At 67.9% G+C, this 26,075-nt stretch carries 25 protein-coding genes; 13 read left to right on the forward strand and 12 right to left on the reverse strand.

The genetic code is table 11. The features are described 5' to 3' along the window. The first annotated feature begins 153 nt into the window (after window positions 1-153). The 5 genes from AWC25_RS27610 (at window position 154) to secG (ending at window position 4,015) form a co-directional block, all read left to right on the forward strand. On the forward strand, window positions 154-456 hold the full coding sequence (locus AWC25_RS27610) for a hypothetical protein (protein WP_069402132.1): 303 nt from the start codon (window positions 154-156) through the stop codon (window positions 454-456). A gap of 219 nt (window positions 457-675) precedes the next feature. Next, window positions 676-1,695, forward strand: a complete 1,020-nt coding sequence (gene gap, locus AWC25_RS24870; protein WP_085168052.1) for a type I glyceraldehyde-3-phosphate dehydrogenase — start codon at window positions 676-678, stop codon at window positions 1,693-1,695. A 2-nt stretch (window positions 1,696-1,697) separates the two neighbouring features. Next, the gene (locus AWC25_RS24875) at window positions 1,698-2,936 is read left to right on the forward strand and encodes a phosphoglycerate kinase (RefSeq protein ID WP_069401225.1); all 1,239 of its coding nucleotides are present in this window, start codon (window positions 1,698-1,700) and stop codon (window positions 2,934-2,936) included. Beyond that, the gene (gene tpiA, locus AWC25_RS24880; RefSeq protein WP_069401224.1) at window positions 2,933-3,718 is read left to right on the forward strand and encodes a triose-phosphate isomerase; all 786 of its coding nucleotides are present in this window, start codon (window positions 2,933-2,935) and stop codon (window positions 3,716-3,718) included. The genes AWC25_RS24875 and tpiA overlap by 4 nt, the downstream gene beginning before the upstream one ends. 63 nt (window positions 3,719-3,781) lie before the next feature. Beyond that, window positions 3,782-4,015, forward strand: a complete 234-nt coding sequence (gene secG, locus AWC25_RS24885; RefSeq protein WP_069401223.1) for a preprotein translocase subunit SecG — start codon at window positions 3,782-3,784, stop codon at window positions 4,013-4,015. Window positions 4,016-4,036: 21 nt separating this feature from the next. Here secG and AWC25_RS24890 read toward each other — a convergent pair whose 3' ends face one another. Beyond that, window positions 4,037-4,954, reverse strand: a complete 918-nt coding sequence (locus AWC25_RS24890; protein WP_069401234.1) for an LLM class F420-dependent oxidoreductase — start codon at window positions 4,952-4,954, stop codon at window positions 4,037-4,039. 117 nt (window positions 4,955-5,071) lie between these two features. Here AWC25_RS24890 and ppc point away from each other — a divergent pair, with 117 nt between their 5' ends. Together ppc and AWC25_RS24900 are read left to right on the forward strand one after the other, a co-directional pair. Continuing rightward, the gene (ppc, locus tag AWC25_RS24895; RefSeq protein WP_085168054.1) at window positions 5,072-7,879 is read left to right on the forward strand and encodes a phosphoenolpyruvate carboxylase; all 2,808 of its coding nucleotides are present in this window, start codon (window positions 5,072-5,074) and stop codon (window positions 7,877-7,879) included. A 37-nt stretch (window positions 7,880-7,916) separates the two neighbouring features. Next, window positions 7,917-8,729: a DUF1206 domain-containing protein gene (locus AWC25_RS24900; protein WP_069401221.1), complete on the forward strand. Its 813-nt coding sequence runs from the start codon at window positions 7,917-7,919 to the stop codon at window positions 8,727-8,729. Window positions 8,730-8,740: 11 nt separating this feature from the next. Here AWC25_RS24900 and AWC25_RS24905 read toward each other — a convergent pair whose 3' ends face one another. The 6 genes from AWC25_RS24905 to tkt all read right to left on the reverse strand — a co-directional run bounded on the left by AWC25_RS24905 (window position 8,741) and on the right by tkt (window position 15,701). Next, window positions 8,741-9,139 carry an ATPase gene (locus AWC25_RS24905; protein WP_069401220.1) on the reverse strand — a complete coding sequence of 133 codons (399 nt, stop codon included), beginning with the start codon at window positions 9,137-9,139 and terminating at the stop codon, window positions 8,741-8,743. Window positions 9,140-9,211: 72 nt separating this feature from the next. After that, window positions 9,212-9,973 carry a 6-phosphogluconolactonase gene (gene pgl / locus AWC25_RS24910; protein ID WP_069401219.1) on the reverse strand — a complete coding sequence of 254 codons (762 nt, stop codon included), beginning with the start codon at window positions 9,971-9,973 and terminating at the stop codon, window positions 9,212-9,214. Further along, complete coding sequence (gene opcA / locus AWC25_RS24915) at window positions 9,970-10,881, reverse strand: glucose-6-phosphate dehydrogenase assembly protein OpcA (RefSeq protein ID WP_069401218.1); 912 nt, start codon at window positions 10,879-10,881, stop codon at window positions 9,970-9,972. The genes pgl and opcA overlap by 4 nt, the downstream gene beginning before the upstream one ends. A gap of 49 nt (window positions 10,882-10,930) precedes the next feature. Beyond that, window positions 10,931-12,472, reverse strand: coding sequence for a glucose-6-phosphate dehydrogenase (zwf, locus tag AWC25_RS24920; protein ID WP_069401217.1), 1,542 nt, complete (start codon window positions 12,470-12,472; stop codon window positions 10,931-10,933). Then, the gene (gene tal / locus AWC25_RS24925) at window positions 12,469-13,590 is read right to left on the reverse strand and encodes a transaldolase (protein WP_069401216.1); all 1,122 of its coding nucleotides are present in this window, start codon (window positions 13,588-13,590) and stop codon (window positions 12,469-12,471) included. Before tal ends, zwf begins: the two co-directional genes overlap by 4 nt. A gap of 14 nt (window positions 13,591-13,604) precedes the next feature. Beyond that, window positions 13,605-15,701 (reverse strand): transketolase, encoded by a 2,097-nt coding sequence (gene tkt / locus AWC25_RS24930; RefSeq protein WP_085168056.1) that lies wholly within the window; start codon window positions 15,699-15,701, stop codon window positions 13,605-13,607. A 264-nt stretch (window positions 15,702-15,965) separates the two neighbouring features. Here tkt and AWC25_RS24935 point away from each other — a divergent pair, with 264 nt between their 5' ends. Together AWC25_RS24935 and AWC25_RS24940 are read left to right on the forward strand one after the other, a co-directional pair. Further along, window positions 15,966-16,892, forward strand: coding sequence for a heme o synthase (locus tag AWC25_RS24935; RefSeq protein ID WP_069401214.1), 927 nt, complete (start codon window positions 15,966-15,968; stop codon window positions 16,890-16,892). Between the two features lie 77 nt (window positions 16,893-16,969). Then, window positions 16,970-17,371 carry a hypothetical protein gene (locus AWC25_RS24940; protein ID WP_069401213.1) on the forward strand — a complete coding sequence of 134 codons (402 nt, stop codon included), beginning with the start codon at window positions 16,970-16,972 and terminating at the stop codon, window positions 17,369-17,371. Window positions 17,372-17,386: 15 nt separating this feature from the next. On the opposite strand, the gene AWC25_RS24945 is transcribed toward AWC25_RS24940, so the two are convergent. Continuing rightward, entirely contained in the window at window positions 17,387-18,364 is a 978-nt protein-coding gene (locus AWC25_RS24945) for a quinone oxidoreductase family protein (protein ID WP_085168066.1), read from the reverse strand. A gap of 19 nt (window positions 18,365-18,383) precedes the next feature. Here AWC25_RS24945 and AWC25_RS24950 point away from each other — a divergent pair, with 19 nt between their 5' ends. Further along, a complete protein-coding gene (locus tag AWC25_RS24950) occupies window positions 18,384-19,073 on the forward strand; it encodes a hypothetical protein (RefSeq protein ID WP_069401212.1) in 690 nt (229 codons plus the stop codon). On the opposite strand, the gene AWC25_RS24955 is transcribed toward AWC25_RS24950, so the two are convergent. From AWC25_RS24955 to mptB, 4 genes are all read right to left on the reverse strand, one after another. Beyond that, complete coding sequence (locus AWC25_RS24955) at window positions 19,023-19,958, reverse strand: COX15/CtaA family protein (RefSeq protein ID WP_211281077.1); 936 nt, start codon at window positions 19,956-19,958, stop codon at window positions 19,023-19,025. The two genes, AWC25_RS24950 and AWC25_RS24955, sit on opposite strands and share 51 nt — an antisense overlap. A gap of 168 nt (window positions 19,959-20,126) precedes the next feature. Next, entirely contained in the window at window positions 20,127-20,912 is a 786-nt protein-coding gene (locus tag AWC25_RS24960) for an ABC transporter permease (protein ID WP_069401211.1), read from the reverse strand. Then, window positions 20,909-21,820, reverse strand: coding sequence for an ABC transporter ATP-binding protein (locus tag AWC25_RS24965; RefSeq protein WP_142279053.1), 912 nt, complete (start codon window positions 21,818-21,820; stop codon window positions 20,909-20,911). The genes AWC25_RS24960 and AWC25_RS24965 overlap by 4 nt, the downstream gene beginning before the upstream one ends. A 35-nt stretch (window positions 21,821-21,855) precedes the next feature. Further along, window positions 21,856-23,565, reverse strand: coding sequence for a polyprenol phosphomannose-dependent alpha 1,6 mannosyltransferase MptB (mptB, locus tag AWC25_RS24970; RefSeq protein ID WP_069401209.1), 1,710 nt, complete (start codon window positions 23,563-23,565; stop codon window positions 21,856-21,858). 41 nt (window positions 23,566-23,606) lie between these two features. On the opposite strand from mptB, the gene AWC25_RS24975 reads away from it, so the two are divergent. From AWC25_RS24975 to AWC25_RS24985, 3 genes are all read left to right on the forward strand, one after another. Continuing rightward, window positions 23,607-24,224 (forward strand): SDR family oxidoreductase, encoded by a 618-nt coding sequence (locus AWC25_RS24975; RefSeq protein WP_085168058.1) that lies wholly within the window; start codon window positions 23,607-23,609, stop codon window positions 24,222-24,224. A gap of 20 nt (window positions 24,225-24,244) precedes the next feature. Next, complete coding sequence (locus AWC25_RS24980; protein WP_069401208.1) at window positions 24,245-25,084, forward strand: SGNH/GDSL hydrolase family protein; 840 nt, start codon at window positions 24,245-24,247, stop codon at window positions 25,082-25,084. A gap of 160 nt (window positions 25,085-25,244) precedes the next feature. Then, window positions 25,245-26,033 carry a helix-turn-helix transcriptional regulator gene (locus AWC25_RS24985; protein WP_232327114.1) on the forward strand — a complete coding sequence of 263 codons (789 nt, stop codon included), beginning with the start codon at window positions 25,245-25,247 and terminating at the stop codon, window positions 26,031-26,033. The last annotated feature ends 42 nt before the right edge of the window (window positions 26,034-26,075 follow it).

The following is a 26,075-nucleotide window of genomic DNA, read 5'->3' on the forward strand; positions in this document are numbered from 1 at the left end:
CGTTCGGTTGCGACTGCAACGCACATGCCGAGTGGTACCCGGGACCGGCGCGGTTTTCCGCCGCCGAGCGCCGTGGTCCGTCCCCCCTTGGGGCACGTTCGCCCGACGAGTCCCCCGCCCGCACGGCTGACCGCGAACCGGCCCTCCACTGCATTGGATCGCCCGGCCGCCGCGGACACCGCGGATCAACGCCAGGCCGACTACTTTCTGCGGCTGCTCATCCAGAACCGCCGACTGATCGAACAGCGGATCGAGGGTTATTACAAGGCAATCGCGCTGGCCGAAGCCAAGAATGACGAGGAGACGGCATCCGTCTTCCGGCACACGGCACGCATTGAAGAAGAGGAACGCGAAACCCTCGATGCATTGATCGAGAACCTGCACCGCCGGTTCCCCATCCGGATGGCACCGGATGTCCCGGCCGCCCCGCGGGGACCGCGGGTGCTCGCCCGGTAGGGCCGCGCTACCCCCGTCGCCACCCCGCCCGGACCCGGGCGGGGTGCCCGCACGATTGCCGCGTCGCCGTTGGCACGCAGCCAGAGCCGCGCAGTGTACGGACGCGTCGAACCTCGCAGGTCCGGGACTTCTACCAGCCCCACGGCCGTTGTCAGCGCTGATCTAGGCTGAGGGCCAGGGGTTAACCAGGAGACCCAGGCGAAGGCGAGGGAGACACAAGTGACGGTCCGGGTAGGCATTAATGGTTTTGGTCGAATCGGACGGAATTTTTATCGTGCGTTGCTGGCTCAGCAGGAGCAGGGTGGTGCCGATATCGAGGTGGTGGCGGTCAATGACATCACCGACAACCACACGTTGGCGCATCTGTTGAAATTCGACTCGATCCTGGGTCGGTTGCCCCACGAGGTGAGTCTGCAGGGCGAGGACACCATCGTGGTGGGCCCGGCCAAGATCAAGGCGCTGGCGGTGCGCGAGGGTCCGGCGGCGCTGCCCTGGGGCGAGTTGGGTGTCGACGTGGTCGTGGAGTCCACCGGGTTGTTCACCGCCCGCGCCAAGGCGCAGGGCCACCTGGATGCGGGGGCCAAGAAGGTGATCATCTCCGCACCGGCCAGCGACGAGGACATCACCATCGTGCTGGGGGTCAACGACGACAAATACGACGGCAGCCAGAACATCATCTCCAACGCCTCGTGCACCACGAACTGCCTGGGCCCGCTGGCCAAGGTGCTGCACGACGAGTTCGGCATCGTCAAGGGCCTGATGACCACCATTCACGCCTACACCCAGGACCAGAACCTGCAAGACGGCCCGCACAAGGACCTGCGCCGGGCCCGCGCGGCCGGGCTGAACATCGTGCCGACTTCCACCGGCGCGGCCAAGGCCATCGGCCTGGTGCTGCCCGAGCTGCAGGGCAAACTCGACGGGTATGCGCTGCGGGTGCCGATCCCGACCGGCTCGGTCACCGACCTGACCGCCGAACTTCGCACGCCGGCTAGCGCCGAAGACATCAACGCCGCGTTCAAGGCCGCCGCCGAGGGCAAACTCAAAGGCATCCTGAAGTACTACGACGAACCGATCGTCTCCAGCGACATCGTCACCGACCCCCACAGCTCGATCTTCGACTCCGGCCTGACCAAAGTCATCGACAACCAAGCCAAAGTCGTCTCCTGGTACGACAACGAATGGGGCTACTCCAACCGCCTCGTCGACCTCGTCGCACTAGTCGGCAAGTCCCTCTAACCGTGGGCATTCCGAACCTCGAAGACCTTCTGTCCGAAGGCGTTTCGGGTCGCCCGGTATTGGTGCGGTCCGACCTCAACGTGCCACTCGACGAGTCGGGAGCAATCACCGACCCGGGCCGCATCACCGCATCGGTTCCGACGCTGCGCGCACTGTTGGACGGGGGCGCCAAGGTGGTGGTGACCGCGCATCTGGGCCGCCCCAAAAACGGGCCCGACCCGAAGTTGTCGCTGGCGCCCGTCGCCGCGGCGCTGAGCGAGCAGTTGGGCCGGCACGTGCAGCTGGCCGGTGATGTCGTGGGTACCGACGCCCTGGCCCGCTCGGAAGGGCTGACCGAGGGCGACATCCTGCTGTTGGAAAACATTCGCTTCGACTCCCGCGAAACCAGCAAGGACGACGGCGAGCGGCTGGCGCTGGCCCGGCAGCTGGCCGAATTAGTCTCGCCCGGAGGGGCTTTCGTCTCGGACGGCTTCGGGGTGGTGCACCGCAAGCAGGCGTCGGTCTACGACGTCGCCACGCTGCTGCCGCACTACGCGGGCACACTGGTGGCCGAGGAGATCCGGGTGCTCGAGCAGTTGACCAGCTCGACCGCCCGGCCCTACGCGGTGGTACTCGGCGGGTCGAAGGTGTCCGACAAGCTCGGCGTCATCGAGTCGCTGGCCACCAAGGCCGACAGCATCGTGATCGGCGGCGGAATGTGCTTTACTTTCCTTGCTGCTCAAGGGTTTTCAGTAGGAAAGTCGCTGCTCGAAGAAGAGATGGTGGACACCTGTCGGCGGCTGCTGGACACCTACGTCGACGTGCTGCGATTGCCGATGGACATCGTGGTGGGGGAGAAGTTCGCGGCCGATTCCCAGCCGCAGACCGTGACCGCCGACGCCATCCCGGACGACATGATGGGCCTGGACATCGGGCCGGAGTCGGTGAAACGCTTCGCCGCGTTGCTGTCCAACGCCCAAACAGTGTTCTGGAACGGGCCGATGGGCGTGTTCGAATTCCCCGCATTCGCCGCGGGCACCAGGGGGGTCGCCGAGGCGATCGTCGCGGCGACCGGCAAGGGAGCGTTCTCGGTGGTCGGCGGCGGCGACTCGGCGGCCGCCGTGCGTGCCCTGGGCATCCCCGAGGACGATTTCTCGCACATCTCCACCGGCGGTGGTGCATCGCTGGAATACCTTGAGGGCAAGACGCTGCCGGGCATCGAGGTGCTGGGTAGCCCGCAGCGCAGTGAAGGGGATTCATGAGCCGCAAGCCGTTGATCGCCGGCAACTGGAAAATGAACCTCAACCACTTCGAGGCCATCGCGCTGGTGCAGAAGATCGCATTCGCGCTGCCGGACAAGTACTACGACAAGGTCGACGTCACGGTGCTGCCGCCGTTCACCGACCTGCGCAGCGTACAAACGCTGGTCGACGGCGACAAACTGCGGCTGACCTACGGCGCCCAGGACCTGTCGCCGCACGAATCGGGCGCTTACACCGGCGACATCAGCGGCACCTTCCTGGCCAAGCTGGGCTGCAGCTTCGTCGTCGTCGGGCACTCGGAGCGGCGTACCTACCACCACGAGGACGACGCCCTGGTGGCCGCCAAGGCCGCCGCCGCGCTGCGCAACGAGCTGACGCCGATCGTGTGCGTGGGTGAGCACCTCGACATTCGCGAGGCCGGCCAGCACGTCAGTCACTGCGAGCGGCAGGTGCGCGAGTCGCTGGCCGGGCTGTCCGCCGAGCAGATCGCCAACACCGTCATCGCCTACGAGCCGGTGTGGGCCATCGGGACCGGACGGGTGGCCAGCGCCGCCGACGCCCAGGAGGTGTGCAAGGCCATCCGCGACCAGCTGGCCGAGCTGGCGTCGCGCCAGATCGCCGATACCGTGCGGGTGCTCTACGGCGGTTCGGTGAACGCCAAGAACGTCGGTGAGATCGTCGCTCAGGAGGATGTCGACGGCGGTTTGGTCGGCGGGGCGTCGCTGGACGGCGAGCAATTCGCGACCCTGGCGGCCATCGCCGCGGGCGGACCACTGCCCTAGCCGGCCCTAGCCGGCGCGAGCGTCGGTTAGGGCGCCAGCAACCGCATTAGGTAGGGTGGGCGCATGCAATTGGCCCTGCAAATCACCCTGGTGGTCACCAGCATCCTGGTGGTCCTGCTGGTGCTGCTGCACCGCGCCAAGGGCGGTGGCCTGTCCACCCTGTTCGGCGGTGGCGTGCAGTCGAGCCTGTCGGGGTCCACGGTGGTGGAGAAAAACCTGGACCGGCTGACCGTGTTCATCACGGGAATCTGGCTGGTGTGCATCATCGGCATCGCCCTGATGATCAAGTACCGCTGATCGCTCGGCTACCCCGCGCGTTCACAACGCGGCGGTGAGCCTCCACAGCGCTTCGCGGTCTACCGAGACGGAGCGGTCCAGGGGGCTGACGATAATGTCGGTGGCTCCAGCGTCGCGGTAGCGGCGCAACTGCCGTGCCACGGACTCCTCGGGACCGATCGCGGCAAGGTCGACGACACTGGCGAGGCCTTCTCGGGCAATCACGTTGCGATACGACGGGATAGCCTCGTAGAAGCTCAGCTGCTGGGCCGCGGCGGCGCGAGCGTCCTCGACATCGTCGGACAACAGCACGGGTACCGCGGCGATGACGCGCGGTGCCGGGCGGCCCGCCCGGGTGGCCGCCTTGCTGATTTCGGGCACGATGAATTCTTCGATCGTGCGGGGCCCGGCCAGATAGGGCAGCGTGCCGTCGGCCAGTTCACCGGTGACCCGCAGCGCCTTGGGACCCATCGCAGCCACATAGACAGGGATCGGGGTGCCGCCCGGCACCTGCACCGGCCAACTGGGACTGGCGCTGAGTTCGCTGCCGTGAAAGTCGACGCCGCCGGTATCGAACACCGACGCGAGGATCGTCAGGTGCTCGCGCAACCGGGTGATGGTGTTGGGCCAGTCGGTGCCGAACGCCGGGCGTTCCATCAGGCGGGCGCCCAGTCCCAGCCCCAAGCTGAAGTTGCCGTGCGCGGCGGCCTGCGCGGTTTGCGCCAACGACGCGACGATCAGCGGGTGGCGGGGGTTGATCGGCACAACCGAGGTGCCCACGCCCAGCCCGGGCACGGCGGCTCCGACGAGCGCGGCGAGCGCGATGGCGTCGTAATTCTGCTGCTGGGGCAGCCACACCTGGGTGACCCCGAGTTGGTGGGCCCGTTTGGCTTGGGCAATCACGTCATCGACCAGGTTGTCGGCATCGGGGCGGGCCATGAGAATGATTCCGGCGGACACGTCGGCAACCAACGCGCTTGATCGGCCCGTCATTCCCGCCGAAACGCGCCACGGCGATTGGCCGCCGCGGGCGCTCCCGACGGGCGGGTGCGGACATTCGCATCGATACTGGGTGCTATGGCTGAGGCATCCGAGGGCACCCTGGAACCGATCGGCGGCGTGCAGCGCACCCTAGTGGGTCGCGAGGCCACCGAACCGATGCGTGCCGACATCCGGATGCTCGGCAGCATTCTCGGCGACACCGTGCGCGAGCAGAACGGTGACGCCGTCTTCGATCTCGTCGAACGTGCGCGGGTGGAATCATTCCGGGTGCGTCGCTCCGAGATCGATCGCGCCGAGATCTCGCACATGTTCGACGGCATCGACATCCGGATGGCCATCCCGACCATCCGGGCGTTCAGCCACTTCGCGCTGCTGGCCAACGTCGCCGAAGACATCCACCGGGCACGGCGACGCAAGATCCACATCGACGCCGGCGAACCGCCGCAAGACAGCAGCCTGGCCGCCACCTACGCGAAACTGGACTCCGCGCAACTGGATTCGGCCACCGTGGCCGAGGCGCTGCACGGCGCGCTGGTTTCTCCGGTGATCACCGCCCACCCGACCGAGATTCGCCGCCGCACCGTGTTCGTCGCCCAGCACCGCATCACCGAGCTGATGCGGCTACACGCGCAGGGACACCGGGAGACCGCCGACGGCCGCAGCATCGAACGCGAGCTGCGCCGGCAGGTACTCACCCTGTGGCAGACCGCGCTGAACCGGGTGTCGCGGCTGCAGATCACCGACGAGATCGACGTCGGACTGCGGTATTACCCGGCCGCGTTGTTCGAGGTTATTCCGCAGGTCAACGCCGGGGTGCGGGACGCGCTGCGCGCCCGCTGGCCCGACGCCGACCTGCTGGCCGAACCCATCCTGCAACCGGGTTCGTGGATCGGCGGCGACCGCGACGGGAACCCCAACGTGACGGCCGCAGTGGTACGACGAGCCACCGGGAGCGCCGCCTACACCGCGTTGGCGCATCACCTGTCCGAACTCACCGAACTCGAGCAGGAGCTGTCAATGTCGGCGCGACTGGTCGCCGTCAGCCCCGAGCTGACCGCGCTGGAGCGAAGCTGCCCCGAACAAGCCCGGGCCGACGAACCGTACCGGCGGGCCGTGCGGGTAATCCGCGCCCGGCTCAGTGCGACGGCCACCGACATCCTCGATGCGCCACCGCAATACCTGCTCGACCTCGGCCTGGACGCCTACCGTACGCCCGCCGAACTGCGGGCCGACCTTGACGTCATCGACCGCTCGTTGCGCAGCCACGGCAGCGCGCTGCTCGCCGACGACCGGCTGCGCATATTGCGAGAAAGCGTGCACGTCTTCGGGTTTCACCTCAGCGGCCTGGACATGCGGCAAAACTCCGACGTACACGAGGAAGTGGTTGCCGAACTGCTGGCCTGGGCCGGGGTGCACGACGACTACCGCTGCCTGCCCGAAGACGAGCGGGTGCGGCTGCTGGTCGGCGAATTGAGCACCCGGCGCCCCCTGCTGTCCGACCGCGCCCAGCTGTCCGAACTGGCCCACCGGGAGTTGAGCGTGGTGGAGGCCGCCGCTGACGCCGTCAAGCGATACGGCCCGGCCGCGGTGCCCAACTACGTCATCTCGATGTGCCAATCGGTCTCCGACGTGCTGGAGGCCGCGATCCTGCTGAAGGAAACGGGACTGTTGGACGTCTCCGGACCCCAACCCTACTGTCCCGTCGGCATTTCTCCGTTGTTCGAGACGATCGACGATCTGCACAACGGCGCGACGATCCTGCAGGCGATGCTGGAGCAGCCGCTGTACCGCGCGGTCGTGGCGGCCCGCGGCGACAGCCAGGAAGTCATGCTCGGTTATTCCGACTCCAACAAGGACGGCGGATATCTGACCGCTAACTGGGCGGTGTACCGTGCCGAGCTGGCGCTGGTCGACGTGGCCCGCAAGAATCGAATCCGGTTGCGGCTCTTTCACGGCCGCGGCGGCACCGTCGGTCGCGGGGGCGGCCCGAGCTACCAAGCCATCCTCGCGCAGCCGCCGGGAGCGGTGAACGGGGCGCTGCGGCTCACCGAGCAGGGCGAGGTGATCGCGGCCAAGTACGCCGAACCGCAGCTGGCGCAACGGAATCTGGAGAGTCTGGTGGCGGCGACGCTGGAGTCGACGCTGCTGGACGTGGAGGGACTCGGTGACGATCCCGAGCCCGCCTACGCCGTGCTCGACGAGATCGCCGCGCTGGCCCGCCAGGCCTACTCCGAATTGGTGCATGACACACCGGGTTTCGTCGACTACTTCAAGGCCTCCACGCCGGTCAGCGAGATCGGGTCGCTCAACATCGGCAGCCGTCCGACCTCGCGCAAGCCGACGGAGTCGATTGCGGATCTGCGTGCCATCCCGTGGGTGCTGGCGTGGAGTCAGTCGCGCGTCATGCTGCCCGGCTGGTACGGCACCGGGTCGGCATTCCAGCGGTGGATCGGGGCGGGACCCGAAAGCGAGGACGTGCGCGTCGAAATCCTGCATGACCTCTATCAGCGCTGGCCGTTCTTCCGCAGCGTGCTGTCCAACATGGCCCAGGTGCTGGCCAAGAGCGACCTGGGGCTGGCGGCGCGCTACGCGGAGCTGGTCGACGACGAAGCGTTGCGGCGCAAAGTGTTCGACAAGATCGCCGACGAGCATCAGCGCACGATCGCGATGCACAAGCTGATCACCGGTCACGATGACCTGCTGGCCGACAACCCGGCGCTGGCGATCTCGGTGTTCAACCGCTTCCCGTACCTGGAGCCGTTGAATCACCTGCAGGTGGAGCTGTTGCGGCGGTACCGCTCGGGTGACGACGACGAGATGGTGAAACGCGGAATCCTATTGACGATGAACGGTTTGGCCAGCGCGTTACGCAACAGCGGATGACGGGCATAGGGCAGGGAGGTGCCCCAGCGGAGGTAGCATGCCCGATCCGATGTCATCCGGAAAGACCCCGGCTGGATTCCCGGCGCGGGTGGCCCAGCACCCGGTCTTCGAACGACTGGCCCGCGCCGGGTTCGTGGTGAGCGGCCTGCTGCATCTGGTCGTCGGCTACCTCGCCGCCCGGCTCGCATTCGGGGAGCGCGCCACCGCGGATCAAACCGGGGCGCTGGCCGCCTTGGCGGGCAAACCGGGCGGGCCGGTCGCGCTGTGGTTCGCCGCCGCCGCGCTGCTGCTGCTGGGCTTGTGGCGGCTGGTCGAGACCGTTCTCGGCCGCTCCAGCGACCACTCGTCGCGAGCGCTGGACCGGGCAAAGGCGTTTGCGCTCGCGGTGGTCTACATTGCGCTCGCGTACTCCGCGCTCGGGTTCGCCCGGGGCGCAGGCCGGTCGGCCGACCAACAGAATTCGACCATCAGCGCGCGCCTGATGCAGAGCACCCCCGGCACCGTCGCGTTGGTGCTGTGCGGGCTGCTCGTGGTCGCGGTGGGTGGCTATCACGTCTACAAGGGTGCTAGCCGCAACTTCGTGGACGATCTGAATGGCAACTCGGGCAGTCTGATTCGGCGGCTGGGTGTCGTCGGTTATATCGGCAAAGGGCTGGTGATCGCGGCTGCGGGTGCCCTGGTCGTGGTGGCTGCCGTGCACGCGGAACCGCAACGGGCGACCGGGCTGGACGGGGCCCTCAAAACGCTGGGCGCCCAGCCGTACGGACGGGTGCTGTTGCTCGCCGCCGCGCTGGGCATCATCACCTACGGCTTGTACAGCTTCGCGATGGCCCGGCTGACCAAGATGTAGCGGCCCCGGCGCTAGCGGGACGGCCGGTTCCGCAGCCGGTCCACCACACCGCGTACCGCGTGCTCGGTCATCGACAGCGGCGACATGACGGTTTCGCCCACGCTCACGATGTAGTCGATGCGCCCGACGATGGCCTCCACCGGGTCGATCAGCGCGATGAGTCGCTTGGCCAGTTCGTCGAGGTTTTCCAGGGTTCCTTCCAGATGGTCCAGGCCGCCCTCGAGGCGTTCGACGGTGCCATTCAACCGGGTCAGCGAGCTGTTCAGCTCGTTCATCGTCCTGCCCAGCCCGTCGAGCACGTCTTCGACCTGCTCGACCGTCTTGTCGGCGTTCAACGCCGCCTGGGTGAGGGTCTTGATCCGGTTGCGCTCGGGGGAGCTGCGCACCGTCTTGTCTGCCATGCCGGTAATTATGACCGCGGCGGAACCAAGGAAAACCCGGAAACCCCGAATTGATGGAGCGCGGCCCCCGCCGCGGCAGCGCTAGTCCGGCTGTCCGGAGTGGCCGGGCAGCTTGGCGGCGGCCTCCTGGTCGAGCAGCCAGCGCGTGGTCTCCAGGCCGACGGCCCCGGCCGCCGGTACCTCCACCGGCTGGGCGCCGCCGATCGCCGCCGCAGCGGCTTCGCCCTTGGCCGCCCCGGAAACCAGCAACCATACTTCGCGGGAACGACGAATTGCCGGGATCGTCAACGTGATTCGTTGCGGCGGGGGTTTGGGGGAGTCGTGCACGGAGACCACCATGCGGGTCGTCTCCAACACCGCCGGAGTGTCGGGGAACAGCGAGTTGATGTGGCCCTCGGGTCCCATGCCGAGCAGATGCACGTCGAAATTCGGCACCTGCTGGCCGGGTCCGGCGTTGGCGGCCAGCAGTTGCTCGTAGGCCAGCGCCGCGGCGGCCACATCGGCCCCGAATTCGCCGTCGCTGGCCGCCATCGGGTGCACGTTGCTCGACGGGATGTCGATGTGGTCGAGCAGCGCCTGCCGCGCCTGCTTCTCGTTGCGCTCGTCGTCGGCCAACGGCACGTAGCGCTCGTCGCCCCAGAACAGGTGCACCTTCGACCAATCGATCTGGTCGGCCTGGGCGCGCAGGTACTTCAACAGGCCGACGCCGTTGCCCCCGCCGGTCAACACGATCAGGGCGCGCCCCCGTGCCGCCACGGCGGCGCCAATGGTCTCGACGAGCCGCTGTCCGGCGGCCTGCACCAGGGCGTCGCCGTCGGGAAAGACTTCTACTACCGTGCTCACGCGTATTGCACCTTGTCGATTCCCTCCAGCGCGCTGAAGTAGACCTCGTCGGGGTCCAGGCGTCTCATGTCCTCGGCCAGGCATTCGCGGGTTTCCCTGCGCGCCAAGGGAACCAGAGCGTCCGGTCGACCGGTACGGCTCAACGTCGCCGTCGTGCCCTCCTGCGGCCGGCTCAGCGTGATGGTTTCGGTCTTGCGCACCAGTTCGACCTTGAGCTCGCCGACTTCGCGGCGCACCGGCCCGTCGATACGGCTGGCCAACCAGCCGGCCAGCACGTCGAGCGAGGGTTCGGTGCGCAGCCCCGACACCACGGCCGATTCGATCTCCTCGTGTGGTTTCTGGTCCACCGCGGAGGTCAGCAGCGCGCGCCAATAGGTGATCCGCGCCCAGGCCAGATCGGTGTCCCCGGCGGTGTAGCCGGGCAGGCGGCTCTTGATCGCCGCGAGCGGGTCGTCGGCGTTGGTCGCATCGGTGATGCGGCGAATCGCCAACTTGCCCAACGGATCGTGGGCCGGAACGGCGGGAGCCACATCCGGCCACCACACCACGACCGGGATGTCGGGAAGCAGGAACGGGATGACGACGCTGGCGGCGTGGCCGGACAGCGGGCCGGACAGTCGCAACACCACGACCTCACCGGCGCCGGCGTCGCCGCCGACGCGCACCTGGGCGTCCAGCCGTGCGTCGCGGCCGTCGGTGTCGCCCGCGGCCACGACCAACACCCGGCTCGGGTGTTCGTGGCTGGCGGCGTTGGCGGCCTCGATGGCTTCCTCGAGCAGAGTGTCGTTGTCCGACTTGATGATCAGCGTGCCGACACGCCCCATCATCACCACGCCGGCCTGCTCGCGAAGGCTGTCCAGCTTCTTGTTGACGGCGGTGGTGGTGGTGTCGAGCAGATCCACGATCATGACTGCCGCCCCTTCACATCGCTACGCCCCGGATGCTTGTCGCCGCGAATCACGGCCGCCGCCATTCCCGGCCGGTTCGGCGCAACATCTCGAACGAGGACGCGGGCCCCCAGGTGCCGGCCTCGTAGGGCTCCGGCTTTCCGTCGGCCTCCCAATGCTCGAGGACCGGATCGAGTATCTGCCAAGCCAATTCGACCTCTTCATTCACCGGGAACAAGGACGGCTCACCGAGCAGCACATCCAGGATCAGCCGTTCGTAGGCCTCGGGCGAATCTTCGGCGAACGCCGAGCCGTAGGAGAAGTCCATGTTGACATCCCGGACCTCCATCGCGCCGGGAACTTTCGACCCAAACCGCAGCGTGATGCCCTCGTCCGGCTGCACCCGAATAACCAGCGCGTTGGCGCCGAGCTCGTCGGTCATGGTCGCGTCGAACGGCAGGTGCGGCGCCCGTTTGAACACCAGCGCGATCTCGGTCACCCTGCGGCCCAAGCGTTTTCCGGTACGCAGATAGAACGGGACGCCGGCCCAACGCCGGGTGTCCACCTCGAGTGTGATCGCCGCGAAGGTCTCGGTCGGGGACTCCTTGGAGAACCCCTCCTCGTCGAGCAACCCGACCACCTGCTCGCCGCCCTGCCAGCCGGCCGTGTACTGACCACGGCTGGTGGTCTCGTCGAGTGGCTGCGCCAGCTGGGTGGCCGAAAGCACCTTGATCTTCTCGGCCTGCAGCGCACCCGGGGTGAAGCTGACCGGCTCTTCCATCGCGGTCAGCGCCAGCAGCTGCATCAAATGGTTCTGGATCACGTCACGGGCCGCGCCGATGCCGTCGTAGTACCCGGCCCGGCCGCCCAACCCGATGTCTTCGGCCATGGTGATCTGGACGTGGTCGACGTAGTGCGCATTCCAGATCGGGTCCCACAACTGGTTGGCGAACCGCAACGCCAGGATGTTCTGCACCGTCTCCTTGCCGAGATAGTGGTCGATGCGGAACACCGATTCTTCGGGAAATACCGAGTTCACCACGTGGTTGAGCTCGCACGCGCTCTTGAGGTCGTGGCCGAACGGCTTCTCGATGACGACGCGGCTCCATCGGTCTTCCTGCGGACGCGCCAGGCCCGAGGAGTGCAGCTGCTCGCATACCACCGGGAACGACTTCGGCGGGATCGCCAGGTAGAACGCGTGATTGCCACCGATGCCACGCTCGGCATCCAGCTTGTCGAGTGTCTCGGCGAGCCTGGCGAACGCGGCGTCATCGTCGAATTCGCCACGCACGAAACGCAATCCGTCGGCGAGCCGTTCCCAGATCGCTTGCCGGAACGGGGTGCGGCAGTACTGTTTGACGTCGTCGTGGATCACCTGGGCGAAGGCATCGTGGTCCCAGTCCCGCCGCCCGAAGCCGACCAGTGAGAACATCGGCGGCAACAAACCGCGGTTGGCCAGGTCGTAGACCGCCGGCACCACCTTCTTGTGGGCCAGGTCGCCGGTGACGCCGAACAGCACCATGGCGCACGGGCCGGCGATTCTCGGTAGCCGCTTGTCGTCCTTGTCTCGCAGTGGATTGCGCCACTGCCCGCTGTCAGCGCTGCGCGTCATTTGTCGCTGGAGCTCAGCTGTTTCTGCGTCTCGTCCAGCAATTCGGTCCAGGATTCGACGAACTTGTCCACGCCCTCGTTCTCGAGGACCACGAACACGTCGGTCACGTCGACCCCGACCGCCGACAGTTTGTCGAACACCGCCTGCGAAGCCTCGGCGGTGCCGGCAATGGTGTTGCCGGTGATGATGCCGTGGTCGGCAACGGCGTCAATCGTCTTCTCCGGCATGGTGTTCACCGTGAACGGCGCGACCAGCTCGGTGACGTAGAGCGTGTCGGAATAGTCCGGATTCTTGACGCCGGTCGACGCCCACAGTGGCCGCTGCACCCGCGCCCCGTCGGCCTTGAGCGCCTGGAAACGCGGACCGTCCTCGAACACCTCCTGGTAGGCGGCGTACGCCAGCCGGGCGTTGGCCACACCGGCCTGGCCGCGCAACGCGAGCGCGTCGGGCGTGCCGATCTTCTCCAGCCGCTTGTCGATCTCGGTATCCACTCGGGAGACGAAGAACGACGCCACCGAGTGGATCTTGGACAGGTCGTGTCCGGCTTCGCGGGCCTTCTCCAGCCCGGCCAGGTAGGCGTCCATCACCTCGCGGTGCCGTGCGACGGAGAAGATCAGCGTGACGTTGACCGAAATGCCTTCCGCCAGAACGGAAGTGATCGCGGGGATGCCGGCCTTCGTGGCCGGGATCTTGATGAACAGGTTCGGTCGGTCGACGATCTTCCAGAGCTCGACGGCCTGCGCGACGGTCTTGTCGGTCTCCGCGGCCAGCCGCGGGTCGACCTCGATGGACACCCGTCCGTCGACGCCGTCGGAGGCTTCCCACTCGCGCCTGAGCACGTCGCAGGCATCGCGCACGTCGTCGGTGGTCACCGTGCGAACAGTGGCGTCCACGTCGGCGCCCCGCTCGGCCAGTTCGGCGATCTGCTTGGAGTAGGAATCGCCGTCGGCGAACGCCTTCTGGAAGATCGACGGGTTGGTGGTGACGCCGACGACGCTCTTGGTGTCGATCAGCTCCTGCAGGTTGCCCGACTGCAGCCGCTGACGCGACAGGTCGTCCAGCCATACGGATACGCCCGCAGCGGACAGGGCCGCCAGATTGGGGTTCTGAGTGCTCATGGAATCACCTTTTCTCAGTTGTCGACTACTTCTTCCGCGGCAGCAGCGACGGCCTCCGCGGTGAAGCCGAACTCACGGAACAATGTCTTGGCGTCGGCGGATTCGCCGTAGTGCTCGATCGAGACGATCTTTCCGGTGTCGCCGACCAGCTTGTGCCAGGACTGGGCGATGCCCGCCTCGACGGCCACCCGGGCCGAGACCGACGGCGGCAGCACGCTGTCGCGGTACTCCGCCGGCTGGGACTCGAACCACTCCACACAGGGCATCGACACAACCCGAGCGACGATGTCCTTGTCCGCCAACAGCTTTGCCGCTTCCACCGCCAGCTGGACCTCGGAGCCGGTGGCGATCAGCACCACGTCGGGTTCGTCGTCTTCCTGGTTCTGCTCGCCGAGCACATAACCGCCGCGGGCGACACCCTCGAGGTTGGTGCCCTCCAGCACCGGCACACCCTGGCGGGTCAGGATCAATCCGACGGGGCCGCTGCCGTTTCCGCGGGCCAGGATCGTGCGCCACGCGTACGCGGTCTCGTTGGCGTCGGCCGGGCGCACCACCGACAACTTCGGGATGGCGCGCAACGCCGCGAGGTGCTCGATCGGCTGGTGGGTGGGCCCGTCTTCGCCCAGCCCAATGGAGTCGTGCGTCCACACGTAGATGGTGTCGATGTCCATCAACGACGCCAGTCGTACCGCCGGGCGCATGTAGTCGGAGAACTGTAGGAAGGTGCCGCCGTACGCCCGGGTCGGGCCGTGCAGCACGATGCCGGACAAGATGGCGCCCATGGCGTGTTCGCGGACCCCGAAGTGTAGGGTCCTGCCGTACCAGTCGGCCGTGTAGTCCTTCGTCGTAATCGACGGTGGCCCAAAGGATTTGACGCCGTCCATGGTGGTGTTGTTGCTGCCGGCCAGGTCTGCCGAACCACCCCACAACTCGGGCAGTTTGGGTCCCAGCGCCGAAAGCACCTTGCCGGAGGCGGCCCGGGTGGCCAGTTCCTTGGACCCCGGTTCCCAATGCGGCAGGTCGGCGTCCCAGCCGTCCGGCAACTCCTGCGCCGTCAGCCGGTCCAGCAGCGCCTTGCGCTCGGGTTCGCGCTGGGCCCAGGCGTCGAAGGTCGCTTGCCACTTCTCGTGTGCTTCCTTGCCCCGGGCCACCAGCTTGCGGGTGTAGGCAATGACGTCGTCACGGACCTCGAACGTCTTGTCAGGGTCGAAGCCCAGGATCTTCTTGACGGCGGCGACCTCCTCGTCGCCGAGGGCCGCGCCGTGCGCCTTGCCGGTGTTCATCAGGTTGGGTGCGGGATAACCGATGATCGTGCGCAGCTCGATGAACGACGGCCGGTCGGTGACGGCCTTGGCGTTGGCGATGGCCGCCTCGATGCCGACCACGTTCTCGCCGCCCTCGACCCGCTGCACGTGCCAGCCGTAGGCCTCGTACCGGGCGGCGGTGTCCTCGCACAGCGCGATGTTGGTGTCGTCCTCGATCGAGATCTGGTTGTGGTCGTAGAAGACGATCAGGTTGCCCAGCTGCTGCACGGCCGCCAGTGACGACGCTTCGGAGGTGACGCCCTCCTCGATGTCGCCGTCGGAGGCGATCACGAAAATGTAGTGGTCGAACGGGCTCTCGCCGGGCCCCGCGTCGGGGTCGAACAGGCCGCGTTCGTAACGCGCCGCCATCGCCATCCCGACCGAGGAGGCAAGGCCCTGGCCCAGCGGGCCGGTGGTGATCTCAACGCCCTTGGTGTGCCGAAACTCCGGGTGGCCGGGCGTCTTGGATCCCCAGGTGCGCAGCGACTCGATGTCGGACAGCTCCAGACCGAATCCGCCGAGGTAGAGCTGCAGGTACAGGGTCAGGCTGCTGTGCCCGGCGGACAGGATGAACCGGTCGCGGCCGAGCCAATGCGTGTCGCTGGGGTCGTGCACCATCGCGCGCTGAAACAGCGTGTAGGCCAGCGGGGCCAGGCTCATCGCCGTACCGGGGTGGCCATTGCCGACCTTTTGCACCGCATCGGCGGCGAGGACCCGCACCGTGTCGACGGCGGCCGTGTCGAGCTCGGTCCAGTCGTCCGGGTGGTGCGGTCGGGTCAGCGTGGAGATCTCTTCGAGTGTCGTCACAGGCGTCAGTCCTTGGGGTGGCCGAAATTCGTAGCGCCGATCAATCCTCACCCTAGTGCGGGAGTGCCGGCGTTTGCAGTGCGGGATCCGGGGTATTCCGCGCCCGCTTTGGCCGCGTACGCTCCGGCGGAACCAAGCTTGCGTTGCGGGTCGCCGCCGGGAAATTTTCGGTGAATAGACCCTGGTGACTGGCCGCGGTGGTAGCGCGGTCTACCATCGTGCGTAGTAGATCCTGCGCCCCGCTGCACCCCAAGGAGTCATTGCGTGAGCGTTCGCGGGCGCTTCGAGCCAACCCGAGCGCCGAGCCGAATACGCGGATCGGTGCTGGCTTACCTGGCGCTGACCAAGCCGCGTGTCATCGAGCTGCTGCTGGTCACCGCGATTCCCGCGATGCTGCTGGCGCACCGGGGCCAGGTGAACCCGCTGCTGATCCTCAACACCCTGATCGGCGGGATGCTGGCGGCCGGCGGGGCCAACACGCTGAACTGCGTGGCCGACGCCGACATCGACAAGATGATGAAGCGCACCGCGCGCCGGCCGTTGGCCCGGGAGGCGGTCCCGACACGAAACGCGCTGGTCATGGGGCTGGTGCTGACCGTGAGCTCGTTCGTCTGGCTGTGGTGGACGACGAATCTACTGTCCGGTCTGCTGGCCGTCGCGACGATCGCGTTCTACGTGTTCGTCTACACACTGCTGCTCAAACGCCGCACCTCGCAGAACGTGGTGTGGGGCGGTGCCGCGGGCTGCATGCCGGTGATGATCGGCTGGTCGGCCGTCACCGGCACCATCGGCTGGCCGGCGTTGGCGATGTTCGCAATCATCTTCTTCTGGACGCCGCCGCACACCTGGGCGCTGGCGATGCGCTACAAGGACGACTACAAGTCGGCGGGGGTGCCCATGCTGCCCGCCGTGGCGACCGAGCGTCAGGTCACCAAGCAGATTCTGATCTACACCTGGCTGACCGTGCTGGCGACCATGGTGTTGGCGCTGGCCGCCGGTTGGCTGTACACCGCCGTCGCCGTGGTCGCAGGGGTGTGGTTCTTGGCGATGGCCCACCAGCTTTACGCCGGGGTCCGCGCCGGCGAACCGGTCAAACCGCTGCGATTGTTCCTGCAGTCCAACAACTACCTGGCGGTGGTGTTCTGCGCGCTGGCCGTCGATTCGGTGATTGCCCTGCCCACCCTGCTCTGACCCGCTCGGCTGTTTCGGCCCCGGCCGGCGCGACTGTTTTTGGGATCGGTAGCCGGCCGTCGGCTCACACTGTGACCATGGCAAACCACCGCATCGTCAGCAAAGTACTCGCCGCGGCGCTGCTGTCGGGCGCACTGGTCGTGTCCAACGTCGGCCTCACGACGGGTATCGCCGCCGCTGCGCCTGGACCGCTGCCGTTGGACGCCTGGCCCGGCTGCCCGAATGATCACCCGCAGGGCCCCTGCCACTGGTGTCCCGGGCAACCGCTACCACCGACCGGCAACCACGTGACCAACCCCGTGGTTTGGGACAACAACATCTGCCACACCTACTACTACGTCTACTTCGGGCAGGGCAACGTCGCCCAAAACATCTGGGACGGCGACGATCCACCGCCGCCGCCCCCGCCACCGCCACCGGGCCTGATCAACCGGGACAACTGCCAGCAGATCCTCGGCATCTTCTGCCCCAAGGCGTGATCGAACCCGAATTGCTCACGGCAGCAAGACGATCGGGCCGATCGTTTTGCGTCCCTGCAGATCTTGATGCGCACGGGTGGCTTCGGCCAGCGGGTAGCGGCCCCCGACTTCGATGCTGATCGATCCGTTGCCGATCGCGTCGAACAGTTCCTCGGCGCGCCAACTGAACTCCCGGGGAGTACGCATGAAGTGCGCCAGCGTCGGCCGGGTCAAAAACACCGAACCCGCTGCGTTGAGCCGTTGCGGATCCACCGGCGGCACCGGGCCGCTGGCCGCGCCGAACAGCGCCAAGGTGCCGCGGACCGCCAGGCTGGCCAGGCTGGCGTCGAACGTGCTGGCGCCGACGCCGTCGTACACCGCCGCGACGCCGATCCCGCCGGTGAGTTCCCGGATCTGCTGGCCGAATTGCGCGGGGTCCTCGGGGTAGGAGAGCACCTCGTCGGCGCCGGCTTTGGTCGACAGCTCCGCTTTTTCCGGCGTCGACACGGTGGTGAAGACCCGGGCGCCGAGCAAGTGCGCCCACTGGGTCAGGATCAGCCCGACCCCACCGGCGCCGGCGTGCACCAGCACCGCGTCGCCGGCTTGCACCGGATAAACCGACTTCAGCAAATAGTGGGCGGTCAGTCCCTTCAACAACACCGAGGCCGCTACCTCGGAGCTGATACCGTCGGGTACCTGTGCTGTCAAATGTGCTGGCGCAACAGCAAATTCGGCGTAAGCTCCGGTCGCCGCCGCGGACACCACCCGGTCGCCGACCCCGAAACCTTCGTCGGCGCGGGGTCCCACCGCCGCGACGGTGCCGCACACCTCCGAGCCCAGGATGAACGGCAGCGGGCGCGGGTACTGCCCGGACCGGAAATAGGTATCAATGAAGTTGACACCGATGGCTTCTGCCTGGATCAGCAGCTCACCCTCGCCGGGTTCGGGTTGTTTGGCGTCGACATAACGCAGGACCTCGGGACCGCCCGTTTCACTGATTTCGATTGCGTGCATGCGGATATCATGCCCGGGCATGAAACTTGCCCGCCCGGATGTCTTCCATCCCCGTGTCGTGCTGGCCGGGTGCCCGCAGCGGCCCGCCGGTGACGCCGACGACGCGGGTCTGGTCGCGGCGCTGCGCCGCCGCGGTCTGCATTCACGCTGGATGTCCTGGGATTTCCGCGAAACTCTTCAGGCGGACCTGGTGATCCTGCGCGCCGCACAGGACTGGCGGGTGCGCCGTGAAGAGTTTCTGAAGTGGACCGGCCGGGTGAAAAACCTGTTGAATCCGCCGGCGGTCGTCATCTGGAATTCCGCTGCGCGCTACCTGGAGGACATCGAGACTGCCGGTGTGCCAACCCTGTTCGGGGACACGACGGTTGAGACGGTGTCGCTGATCTTCGTCGGCGGCCAGCAATCGCACGCGGTTACCGACACGCGCGCGGTGGAGCCCGAGTTCGAGTCCTGGGACGTCGGACACGCCGCCCTCGCGGTCGCGGCCGGCCGCGCGGGCATCCAGGGCAGCGAGCTGCTGTGCGCGCGGGTCGACGTGACCGCACGCGAACCGGTGCGCGTCGTGGACGTGAATGTGATTGCGCCGTGCCTGGGTTGGCGGCTGTTGGACAAGGACGCGCGGGAGAGGGCCCAGCGCTCGTTCGCGATCGCCGTGCAGTCAGCCTGCCGGCGGCTCGGCCTGGGCCCGCTCTCGCAGCGACGCCCATAGCGCCGCGGTGGCCGCCGTGCAGGCCGCGGCCCCCGCGACGTGCACGGCGACCAGGGCCGCCGGGACGCCGGTGAAGTACTGGGCGGTGCCGACGGCGGCCTGCGCGCATACCAGGGCCAGCAGCACCCCCAACCGCAGCAGGATTGGGCGCGCGGCGCCGACGGCCAGCAGCCCGAAGCCCAGCCCGACCAGCAGGGCGAGGTAGGCGACCAGCAGCGAGGAATGCAGGTGCACCAGCGTGGTGATCTCGATCTGCAGCCGCGGCACCGTCCGGCTCGGGCTGCGGTCACCGGCGTGCGGGCCGGCCGCGGTCACCAGCGTCCCGGTCACCAGCACCGCCGCCACGTTCGCCCCGGCGAGCGCCGTGAGCACGCGCAGCGGCCCGGGCACCCGCGGGCGTACGACGCCGTCGTCGGGCTCGCCGATCTTGACGTAGAGCAGCACCGACAGCCACACCATCGTCATCGAGACCAGCAGGTGAATGGCGACCGTCCACCACAGCAGGCCGGTGCGCACCGTGATGCCGCCGATCACCGCCTGCGCCACCGTCGACACCGGCATCAGCCAGGCATAGGCCAGCACCTCGCCCCGCCGCCGGGCGCGGGTCACCGCGAGCACCGCCAGCGCCGCGGTGATCACCACCGCGATGCTGAACAGCCGATTGCCGAACTCGATGGCCTGGTGCACCCGCGGTACCTCGGAGACCGTCACCGGGACGAAGCTGCCCGGGAAACACCGCGGCCAGGTAGGGCAGCCCAGGCCCGACGCGGTGACGCGCACGATCGAGCCGGTCACGGCAATGCCGCCCTGGGACACGATCACGGTCGCGGCGATGATCCGCTGGACGCGCGGGCCGGGGTCGGGGAGCAGGTCTACCACCCGCATCAGCATTCGTCCGACGGCCATCGCCCGATCGTAGGCCACCAGTGGCGGCCGAAACTACAGCCTGTAGTATCGCGCGCTTACCTCGAGACTTAACTCACCGACAACCGCGCCGGCGTGTCGTGTGCGTGGGTTAAGTGTCGCGGCGCGGGGCCAGAAGTCGGGCCACCGTCAGGTGAAGCGGAACCAGCGCAGCGCGCCCAGGGCCGCCACCGCACCCCACGCCGCCAGCACGACGACGCCGAACCAGTCGACGGACAACGTCATCGCCTGCGACAGCGCCTCGGTGAGTGCGCCGGACGGGGTGAGCCGCGCCGCCCATTTGACCGCCGTCGGGATCATGTCGGTCTCCAGGGTCAGGGCGCCCAGGCCGGCGAAGACGAACCACAGCAGGTTCGCCAACGCCAGCACGATCTCGGCGCGCAGCGTGCCGCCGAGCAGCAGGCCCAGGGCCGCGAAGCCGGCGGTGCCCAGCGCGATCACCGCCGCGCCCAGCGCGAGCGCCGCCGGGGCGGGCCGCCAGCCCAGCGCGAACCCGATGGCCCCCAAAATGATCGACTGCAGAAACACCGTGGTGATGACGGCCAGCGATTTGCCGGCGATGATGCCCCAGACCGGTAGCGGCGTGGCACCGAGCCGCTTCAGCGCCCCGTACCTGCGGTCGAACGCCACCGCGATCGCCTGCCCGGTGAACGCCGTCGAGATCACCGCCAGCGCCATGATCACGGGGGTGAAGGTCGCGGCGCGGTTGTGCCCGAACGACCCGAACGGCAACAGCGTCAGCCCGACCAGCAGCGTGATCGGGATGAACATGGTCAGCAGCAGTTGTTCGCCGTTGCGCAGCAACAACTTCAGCTCCAGCCCGTATTGTGCGGCCAGCATTTTCGGCACCGCATTGGGACGCGGGTCCGGGGCGAAGGTGCCCGCCGGGAACAGCGGGGCGTTGCTGTCGGTCACGGTCGCAACTTCCTGCCTGTCAGGTCCAAGAACACATCCTCGAGGCTGCGTTGCTCGACGCGCAGATCCGTTGCCAGCACGTCGATCTGGGCACACCAGGCCGTCACCGTCGCCAGCACCTGCGGGTCGACCGGGCCCTCGACCAGGTACTCGCCGGGGGTCACCTCGGTGGTCTTGTAGTCCTCGGGCAGGGCCGACGACAGCAGCGAGAGGTCCAGCCGCGGCGGTGCGGTGAAGCGCACCTGGTCTTTGGCGCCGGAGCGCATGAGTTCCGCCGGGGTGCCCGCCGCGACGGTCACACCGCGGTCGATGATGACGATCCGGTCGGCGAGCTCCTCGGCCTCCTTGAGCTGGTGGGTGGTCAGCACCACCGTCACCCCGTCGCGGCGTAGGGCATCGATCAGCTCCCACACCAGCAGCCGGGCGTGCGCGTCCATGCCGGCGGTAGGTTCGTCGAGGAACACCAGTTCGGGCCGCCCGACCAGCGCGCAGGCCAGGGCGAGGCGTTGCTGCTGGCCGCCCGAGAGCCGCCGGTAGGTGGTGCGTGCGGCGTCGGTCAGACCCAGGGTGGCCAGCAACCAGTCCGGATCGAGCGGGTCGGCGGCGTACGAGGCGACCAGCGCGAGCATCTCCCCGGCGCGCGCCGCGGGGTAACCGCCGCCACCCTGCAGCATCACCCCGATGCGGGCGCGCAGCCGCGCGTTGTCGGCGACCGGATCCAGCCCGAGCACCTCGATCGTTCCGGCGTCGGGGCGTACGAAGCCCTCGCACATCTCGACCGTCGTCGTCTTGCCGGCGCCGTTGGGGCCCAACAGGGCCAGCACCTCGGCGGCGTGTACGTCCAGATCGAGGCCGCAAACGGCCGTCGTAGAGCCATAGTGCTTGCTCACCCCGCGCAGCCGCACCACCGTTGCGCGGGCCGGGGTTGTCGAGGGGCCCGAACTCACGTCGAGTCAGCGTAGGCGCCGGGTGCCGACTCGGGTCGAGGGGTGGCCCGCGGGCTCGGCGTGGGCTGGGCATCGGCCGGCGTCTCGGCGGCTTCGGCCTGCAGCGGTGTGGGCAGCAGCGGCCGCCACGGCAGGCGGGTGTAGGTCAACGCGATCAGCACGGCCACGACGGCGGCGCTGGCCAGCGTGGCGTCCAGGATCTGGAACAGCGCGAACCGGTCGCCGTTGGCGGTGGGGCCGAAGATGCCGACGACCAGGGTGATCACGATGACGGCGACCCGGAAGCCGGGCCGGGTCGCCCAGCAGGCCAGCGGAATGATGGGCCACAGCAAATACCAGGGCTGTACCACCGGAAACAGCAGCACGCAGATGCCCAATGCGACGCCCAGGCCGCCGATCGGGTGCAGGCGGCCGCGGAAGACGGCCAGCAGCAGCCAGGTGACCAGCACCATGATGATCAGCACGCCGATAAAGCGGGTCAGCGCCAGCACGGCGGTGGTGTGATCGCCCAGGCCCAGCAGAATGCCGGCCTGGCCGGTGGCCAGCGCCAGCAGGGTGGGCGGCGACATCCAGCTGCGCACGACGTTGGCGGTCCCCAGGGTGAACACCCAGCCGAACCCGAGCCCGCTGGCCCAGCCCACCAGCCCCATCACGGCCAGCGACAGCGTTCCCATGCCGCAGCCGGCCAGCAGAAATGCCCGCAGGTTGGCCCCGCACCGGTAGGCCAACGCCATCGTGACGAACCCCAGCGCCAGCAGCGAGGGCAGCTTCACCTGCGAGGACAGGGTGATCAGGATGGAGCCGGCGAGCAGCAGGCCCAGCGGCTCCCAGTCGGGGCCCAGCCGGCGCCACGAGGTGGGCCACAGCCGTGGCGCCTCGATGCCGCGCAGCGCGATCTCGGCGCCGATCAGCATCAGCCCGAGCATCAGCGCCTCGTTGTGGATGCCCGCCACCAGGTGCATCAGCAGCAGCGGGTTGGCCACGCCCAGCCACAGCGCGCTGACCTCGGCGACCCCGCAGCGGCGGGCCAGCCGCGGCGTCGCCCAGACGATCATCGCCACACCGGCTAGCACCACCAGGCGGTGGCAGAGCACCGCGGCGACGATGTTTTCGCCGGTCAGGGCCGAGATGCCGCGGCCGATCCAGAGGAACAGGGGGCCGTAGGGCGCCGGCGTCTCCCGCCAGACGCTGGGCACCGAGAGGGTGAACACGTGGCCGAGGCCGAGGCCGGACGCCGGACCGACCTTGTACGGGTCGAGGCCCTCGAGCGAGATCTGGCTTTGCGCCAGATAGGAGTAGACGTCCTTGCTGTACATCGGCGGCGCGATCAGCAGCGGCAGCATCCACAGCAGCAGGGTGCGATCCAGCTCGCCGCGCGACATCTGCCGCTTGCCCAGCGCGAAGCGGCCCAGCATCAGCCAGGCCAGCGTCATCATGACGGCCCCGACGGTCGTCATCGTCAACGACACCGTCTGGATGCGCGACGGCAGGTTCAACAGCCGGACGCCGAACGTGGGGTCCTGCACGACGGGCCGGGCCCCGGCTCCCAGTGCGCCGATCCCCATCAGGACCGTTCCGGTCGCGCCGAACAAACGGGTGCGCGCAAGAGCGGTGAGTTCCGTCTCATTCAGCGGGGAACCCACCGCCTGCTCGTCACCATGCAAACTGGCGATCGACGAGCTCAGCGTGTGCTGGCGCGCTGCCATCACTGCAGCGTAGCGGCACGCCCCTCGGCGGCGGCCCCGCACTGCAATCTGCCCGCGACGCGCTCGGGCCGAATGCAATTGCCCTGCAAAGCGATGCCACTTCAATGCTCGACATCGACGCCCTCGCCGACCGAGCGAACGCCGAATTCGGCAGTATCGACCTGCTGTTCGTCAACGCCGGTTCGACCCATTTCGTGCCGTTTCAAGATATGAGCGAGGCGGTCTACGACGATTTGTTGACGCTCAACACCAAGGCGCCGTATTTCACCGTGCAGAGATTCGTCCCGCTCATGGCCGAGGGCGGCGCGGTAGTGCTGACCACCTCGGTCGTGAACGTGATGGGGCTACCACTGCTCAGCGCCTACTCGGCCAGCAAGGCGGCGCTGCGCTCGATGGCGCGCACCCTGGCCATCGAACTGCTCCCGCGCGGCATCCGCGTCAACGCGGTGAGCCCCGGTCCGATCGACACCACGATTCTCGCCAAAGCGATGCCCGAAGAGGACGCCGAGCAGACGAAATGCCAAATGGCGCAGGATAATCCGATGAAACGCCTCGGCCATCCCGACGAGGTGGCCAAGGCGGTGGCCTTCCTCGCGTTTGAAGCGACGTACACCACCGGAGCCGAACTCGCGGTCGACGGAGGGGTATCCCAATTGTGAAACCGGCATCAGCATTTTTGATGCGGGCCGGCTCAGCGCTGGCCGCAGCGCTCGCAATCACCTGCACCGCATCGGCGAACGCGCAGCCGGCAGCCAAGCAGCTCAAATATGTCGCCCTGGGTGACTCCTATGCGGCGGCGCCATCGGTTCCTGAGCCCGCCCCGCCGCTGGGTTGCGGCAAGTCGACCAACGACTACCCATCGGTTCTGGCGCGCCGGCTGGCACCAAGCGAATTCACCGACGTAACCTGTGGCGGCGCAACCACGAACGACATCCTGCACCAGGCAGAGCACACACCGGCGGGTCCGGTGCCGTTGCAGATCGACGCGGTGAGCGGTGACACCGCACTGATCACGGTCAGCATTGGCGGTGCCGATATCGGATTGTGGCCGATTGTCATGCACTGCAGGGCATCCTCGCCCGATGCCGCGCCGTGCACCGATCAATACCGTGGCGGAGGCGATCGGCTTTCGGCAAGGATTGCCGCCCAGGTGCCGGCATGGGCTGCGATGATTGATGCCCTGAAAGTTAAGGCGCCCAATGCGCGCATCGTGGTCGTCGGTTACGGAACGTATATGCGCCCGGGAGGGTGCTTTCCCGAGCAGCCCATTCTCCCACAGGACGGCGCCCACCTTCAGTCAAAGATCGACGAGATCGACGACCGGCAAAGGGAACTCGCGGCCGACAAGAAAATCGAGTACTTCGACACCCGGCCCCTCACCATCGGCCACGACGTGTGCGCGCCGCCGGCTGACCGATACATAGAGGGCTACACCGTGACGCATCCGGCGCTGCCACTGCACCCGAACGCATTGGGCGAAGCCGCAATGGGAAACGCGCTGGCTGACTACCTTCGGTAGTAACCGACCGCAACGGGCCATTTGTGCGCGACCTCGCTCGCCTCGAAGGTGCCCGGCCGCCGTGAGGCACGGTGACCGGATGATGGAGGCCGAAGTCACAAAATGAAATCTTGTGACATAGCTGCTGGAAACCGCGGGTATCGGCGAGCGCGGTGCGCAGGTGAGGGCACCCTTGCTGGACCGATTTCCGGAATTGCGTCACACTGGTGTTGTGAAAATCCCGACCTCCCAGGACGGCGCCGCGCCCACGATCGGTGCGGCGGCTGCGGCTGCAGTCCCGGATGGTCACACCCGCCGCGCGATCGTGCGGCTGCTGCTGGAATCCGGCTCGATCACGGTCAGCGAGATCTGCGACCGGCTAGGCCTGGCCGCCGCCGGTGTGCGCCGCCACCTCGACGCGCTGGTCGACGCCGGTGACGCCGAGTCCGCACCTGCCGCGGCGTGGCAGCAGGCCGGCCGGGGACGGCCCGCCAAGCGCTTCCGGCTGACGCCGGCCGGGCGGGCCAAGCTCGACCACGCCTACGACGATCTGGCCGCCGCGGCCATGCGCCAGCTGCGAGAAATCGGGGGACAAGGCGCGCTGCAGGCGTTCGCGCGACGCCGCATCGACACGATTTTGGCCGACGTGCAGCCCGCCGGCAGTGCCGGTGACGCCGACGTCGAGGCGGCCGCCGAGCGGGTGGCCGGCGCGCTGACCAAGGCCGGCTACGTGGCCACGACGACGCGGGTGGGTCCGCCGCTGCACGGTGTGCAGATCTGCCAGCACCACTGCCCGGTGTCGCATGTCGCCGAGGAATTCCCGGAGTTGTGCGAGGCCGAGCGGGAGGCCATGGCCGAGGTCCTGGGCACCCACGTGCAGCGATTGGCGACCATCGTCAACGGCGATTGCGCCTGCACCACCCACGTCCCGCTGACCCAGGCGGCGGGCAAGGCAGCAAGCAAGACCTAGCATCAAGCGGCGCCCAGCCCGCGCCCGCACCATACGAGCATC

This window comes from Mycobacterium sherrisii (genome assembly GCF_002102355.1).
Classification (GTDB): Bacteria; Actinomycetota; Actinomycetes; order Mycobacteriales; family Mycobacteriaceae; genus Mycobacterium; species Mycobacterium sherrisii.